The 5,505-nt window shown below is 57.7% G+C and carries 3 protein-coding genes; 2 read left to right on the top strand and 1 reads right to left on the bottom strand.

Going from position 1 to position 5,505, the window contains the following annotated elements:
• Positions 1–1,243: 1,243 nt before the first annotated feature.
• A complete protein-coding gene (locus tag KIP88_RS45195) occupies positions 1,244–2,773 on the top strand; it encodes a class I adenylate-forming enzyme family protein (RefSeq protein WP_308163835.1) in 1,530 nt (509 codons plus the stop codon).
• Positions 2,774–3,519: 746 nt separating this feature from the next.
• Positions 3,520–3,708 carry a transposase gene (locus KIP88_RS45190; protein WP_214494537.1) on the top strand — a complete coding sequence of 63 codons (189 nt, stop codon included), beginning with the start codon at positions 3,520–3,522 and terminating at the stop codon, positions 3,706–3,708.
• 968 nt (positions 3,709–4,676) lie between these two features.
• Here KIP88_RS45190 and KIP88_RS45185 read toward each other — a convergent pair.
• Positions 4,677–5,417, bottom strand: coding sequence for a class II aldolase/adducin family protein (locus tag KIP88_RS45185; protein WP_214494536.1), 741 nt, complete (start codon positions 5,415–5,417; stop codon positions 4,677–4,679).
• Between the last annotated feature and the right edge of the window lie 88 nt (positions 5,418–5,505).

Genomic DNA, 5,505 nt, shown 5'->3' with positions numbered 1-5,505 from the left:
TTGGGATTTTCAAAACCAGAACGCTCTACCAGGCTCTTCCGACCGACGAAGCCAGCGGATCTTGCGCCGATTGGAGTTCCATCACGTCCAAAGTACGCCAGCTGACGTCGAGATCGAGATCGGCGTTTTCGCCCAATGCCTCAATCGGCGCATCGACAGTGTCGCGGTCTCATCGCCGAGATCGCCGCCTAAGAGAACGCCGCAATTCCCACCCCGCCCGCGTCAAAAGAATGTTCATAACCGAAAAGGCACCAAACTGGCGCGCCCCTATCCAAAGCCCTCAGCCAAATCAGGCCAAGTTCAACGGGTCAAAACCTCAGTGTCGAGCTCCTAGTCCAATCGTCGCGTCGGCATCGCCGGCCGCTTCGCCAGGAACAACTTGCCGATCTCAAAACGCCCGGCGAGCACCGGAAGCCATCGCCGCACGAGACTGAGCAGCATAGCGACCACACCTGGCCGCTTGATGCCGGAAGTCCTTGCGGTGGACCGCGTGGGCAAACGCGCACGGCCGCCGTGCCGCTGCTCTGTAGCGCCAGGTGTTCCCTTACGGCCGGTCTCCTTGCTGCGTTCATAGGGCTGACGGGAAAAACCGCAACCTGAAGGGCCGATTGAATCTTGAAACCGCGCCGGAGCGGTCGAGCTACGTATCCAGAGGCTGTGAAAGCGCTCCAGTTTGCCGAGATTCGTTGGAACGGCAGGCTCGCCCCAGCTCTGAGGGCAATTTCGACATTAGGGCTGCTATAAGCGCAGAGTTGGCGCATGACATCATCTTCTCGAGCGACGAGTCTCCTCGCTATTTGCGAAGGCCATGTGAAGTGTCGATTCCTAGAAGGCTCCAGCTTTATGAGAATTTTGGAAGAACCTTCGTCGCAAGCGTTCGGCGCGAGAAGCACGATCGTCTTTTTACGCGTCTTGTTGTCGTGTTCGGCCGCGTCCGGTTGAAGACGTCAATGTTCGGAGCCTGACACCGAGGTGTAAGTATTCTGGTGGCGCGCCTCGAAGCACAAGGATTTGGCGTCTCTTCAAGGCGCGCGCACACCGCTCTTGTGGTACGCCGATTGCTTGGGAGGGTGAGGATCCGTTCCCACAATGGTGGCCTCGAGGAATGTCCAAGCAGCCGATGTTTGTCCCCTGAACCAACGAGGTGTTTACGATGCCCTCTACACCAAGCGAGCTGCGGGAGCACGTGACAAATGCTCTGAGCAGGATCGAGGCGCTGGAGTCTGTATATGAGACCATCACAGTGACCCAGCTCGTTTCAGTGCGAGCGCGAACGCACGGCTCAACGATCGCCATCGACGTCTTCGATCGAGGCGAGCGTGCGACCTACTCCGAGATGGACCGCAGGTCCAACAGCTATGCACATGCGTTGCGCGGATTCGGGGTGCGCAAGGGCGATCGCGTCGGGGTGATGCTTCCCAATCGCATCGAATTCCCGATCCTGTGGTTCGCGCTTGCAAAACTCGGTGCGGTGATGGTCCCGATTTACCTGTACACTCCAAGGGAGGTTGAATACATTTTCAGCGATACCCAGGCGAAATTCGCCGTCGTTGACGAAACCGCATGGCCAGTATTCTCCGCGATGGATCCTTGGCCGGAAGACCTCGCCAAGGAGCGGGTAATTGTTGTCGGACAGCCCTCCGCGACAGCTACGACCCTCGATGACTTGCTCAAGAACGTTGACGACTCGCCAATCGACGAGAATGTCCGACCTGACGACCTATTGAACATCCAATCCACCTCCGGAACAACGGGCTTTCCGAAGGGCGTCATGTTGACGCACGACTATTGGGCCATAGTCTCGTACGTACTTTCCAACTTGAGTCCTTACAAAAGATATCTGTGTTGGTCGCCTTTCCACAATGTATATGGGCAATGGCTTCTTCTGACATCGTATCAAAAAGGCGGCACGCTGTACTTGGCCTCGGAAATGGACTCGTCACGATTGATCGGTTGGATCAAGACGTATCGCATTGAGTGTTGTACGCTGCCCGGGCTGATAGCGGAAGCCGCGGCAGACGTACCGAGGTGGCTGAGGCAGGTCGCCCAGACCCAGCGCTGCTGGAGTGCAGAAACGGTACGCCGGTTCCGGGAGGAGTTTGGCGTGCGCGGCCTGAATTACTTCGGGATGACTGAAATCGGATGCGCCACATATCCCGAGATAGAAGAGATGGACGAGTCCGGCTCGGTCGGGATTCGCTCCCCGTTTAGGGAGCTGCGGTTGGTGAACGACGATGGTACACCTACGCCGGTCGGCGAAGTTGGCGAGCTCTGGGTAAGGGGTCGTGGGATATTGAAGGGCTACTGGAATAGGCCGAGGGCGAATGCGGAATGCTTCGAGGGCGAATGGTTCAAGACTGGTGATCTGTTGCGGAGCGACGAGCATGGCTTTTACTGGTTCGTAGGACGTAAGAAGGACGTGATTCGTCGCTTGGACGAGAACATCGCTGCGCGCGAGGTGGAGGCGATCGTCTGCGAGATCCCCGCGATCGCGGATGTGGCTGCGGTGCCTGTTCGCGACGACAAGAAGGGCGAGGAGATCAAGATCTACGTGGAGCTAAAAGAAGGTGTCAGGCGAGACGATCTGCTTGTGGAGCGTATTCTCGACCACGCTCGTGCGCGCCTCGCCGTGTTCAAGGTGCCGCGGTACATCGCCTTCAGTCCGGCGCTTCCGAGAACCGTCTCGAGCAATAAAGTGCTTAAACGAGAGCTGATGGACGTTAGCGATCCGATTGCCGGTGCTTACGACAGCGAGCAGAAGCGCTGGCGCTGAAGTCTTCCAGCCAAGTTCGCGTTCGCGCAGCTAATACATTCGCCGTGACCACCGTCGGTGCCCTCCGTCCGTCAGACATCAGTGTTCGGAATACATTCCGAAAAATGAATGCTCTGCATCGATCTTTTGGTGGTCGGCGCCGGACGGGCGGGACTCGCGGGCGCGCTCGACGCCACGCGCACCCCAAGGTTACGTTGGTCGACGAAAGCCCGGTTGCCGCGGCGCTAATGGACAGCATTTCGGACGACGACCTGACTTCGCTCAGGCCCATCATTCAGTTCGACTGTTCAGGGTCAGCGCTAGTTGGGTGTGCGCACGTTTCAGGATTTGGTGATCGAAGGCGCGACTGAGACGGAAATGTACGGAATAATCGCGTTGGAGGTCAGCAAAGCTGGCGGCGAACTTTGGCCCTCGTTTGCTCTGGTTTGGTGAGTGGACGAAGGTGCCGTGCGGCGGTCCGATGCATCATCCGAGCGAAAAACAACCAGCCCCTCAGGTGGTAATCGGCGCCTCGAAACAGGGATACGACGCAGAACCAGCCTACCAAGAGAGGCCCCCGGCAGCAGAAGTTCGACATTTCCGCTGACGAAACTCACGACAGGTGACCACGCGTAGGAGAGCGAGTTTCGGGATGGACGCTTACGAGAGCCTAGGCATACGCTGTACGCGGAGTTGAGGCGGCATCTCGGGAGGTGTGCCGTAGATTGGCGATGCAGAAACGGATGTAGGGTCGAAGAGGAGCTTTGATGCCAGATGATGTTCACATGATGATTTCGATCCCACCCAAATATGTGGCATTGCAAGTGATCAGGGACATCAATCGGATGAGTGCGATCGACCTGGCCCGTACTACGGTGAACGAAACGCAACTTCGTGCGGCAAGATTTGTGGGCCAGGGGATACTTTGTCCTACGGTGGTCGAAAAGAAGCGGTGATCAGGCAGTACATCCGCAAGCAGCAGGCCGCGGATGCTCGGCTCGACCAACTGAGCATGCGGCGCTAAGGCCGCCTTCAGACGGCCAACAAAATCGAGGATTGGTTAGCCCGCATTCTCAGTGCGGCCCAAGAGCGCAGATTACTAATGGAGGAGGGTACCATCCAGACAGTGGTCGGTTGGTCTGGTAGCTGGCAAGCGATCTGTCGGAGCAATTGGGCGGTTTGGAGCCTCGCGTCTTCAACGTCGCTATTGGCAGCGGTATGAGAGATGCGGGTTAGACTACGGCAGCTTTGAGAGCCAATTCCTAAACGCTCGGCTTTGCCGGGGGATACTTTACCTGATCGAGGACGCTGGCGGGGCTGATCGAGCAGCTGTCTCACGGCACAACCCTACCCTGGCATCTTCAAACGATGGCAGTTCCCAGCTGTACTGCGATGACTGCCCTCCGCCTCCTGCCTCCGACCGCTTGGTTCATCCTGCTATTCCTTGACCCCCCGATGCGATTGACTAGCGCAGGATGGCTTGGCGGATGTGCCCACATTCGTGGCGCCCAGACAAAAACGTCGCACACCAGCGAGAGGTAGGTAATCTGCCGGAGCGCGTTCGGGATCGGAAGGATTATCAGGGCAGCAGGATGTGGGTCATGGCGATCTCGGCCGCCATCATGCTTTTGAGCAGCCGGATTCGCAAAGCAATTCAAGAGCGCGGTTCAGATCGATCCCACGATCAGCTGTGTCTAAGCTCTTGATGGTCCGCTCAGGTTGTTGCAGCGCGCAGTTTGACCAAGAGCACGAGCAGCTCGCCAACCTTCTGACATAGCGTTGCCAGCTGCGTCAGAAATTCTGCGCTCCTGGCGCGCTGGCTCTACTAACGGGTTGGCTGTGGCAACCAGCCGAGCCGATCTGCTTTGAAGCCGCATCTGCCGCCTGATCGGGCCTGAACTTTCGCCGGGACCCTGGCGGAGCATCAGGTGGCGTAGTCCGAGCTGATGCGATCGAGGCGGCGTTTGAGCGCTGCCCAGGGACGCATGCTCCTATTGTAGCCAATATGCTTGAACTGCGCCGCCGTATGAGCGACGATGTCGTCGGACGGCAGTATGATCTTTTCCCCGTTTTGCATAGCCGCGACCTGGATACGGCAGGCTTGCTCCAACTGGTACATGTTGAGGAAGGCTTCGGCGACGCTGCGTCCGATCGAGAGCAATCCGTGGTGCTTCAGGATCATCAAGTCTTTGTTGCTGAGATCACGCACCAGGCGTTCGCGCTCGTCGAGATCAACCGCGAAGCCTTCGTAGTCGTGATAGGCAATGCCGCCGGAGAAGGCCATCGACTTTTGGTTCAAGGGCAGGAGCCCCTGCTCCTGCGCAGCCACCGCCATGCCAGCCAGAGTATGCGTGTGTATCACGCATTGAGCATCGTCACGACTCATGTGCACGGCGGAATGGATCGTAAAGCCCGCGTTATTTATCTTAGACTCCTCCTCCTCCTCGAGAGCATACCCTTCAGGGGTGACGATGACGAGGCTCGAGGCCGTGATTTCATCGAACATCAAGCCGTAAGGATTCAAGAGGAAGCGATAATCCTTACCAGGCAGGCGCGCCGAAAGATGAGTGGAGATCAGGTCGTCCATGCCGAAATGGGCGATCAGGCGGTAGGCCGCAGCCAGATCGCAGCGGATCTCCCATTCCTGGGATGTATCGTGAGGCATATCTCATCTCCTCCTCAGACCTTTAAGTTGCAAGGCGTCTACCTAAGGCTGCAGTCCGGGTCGCAGCAAATACATCCCAACGCCTAGT

The organism is Bradyrhizobium sp. SRL28 (genome assembly GCF_018596315.1).
Classification (GTDB): domain Bacteria; phylum Pseudomonadota; class Alphaproteobacteria; order Rhizobiales; family Xanthobacteraceae; genus Bradyrhizobium.
The sequence above is the reverse complement of the archived record's forward strand: the minus strand, read 5'-3'. Positions and strand labels throughout refer to the sequence as shown.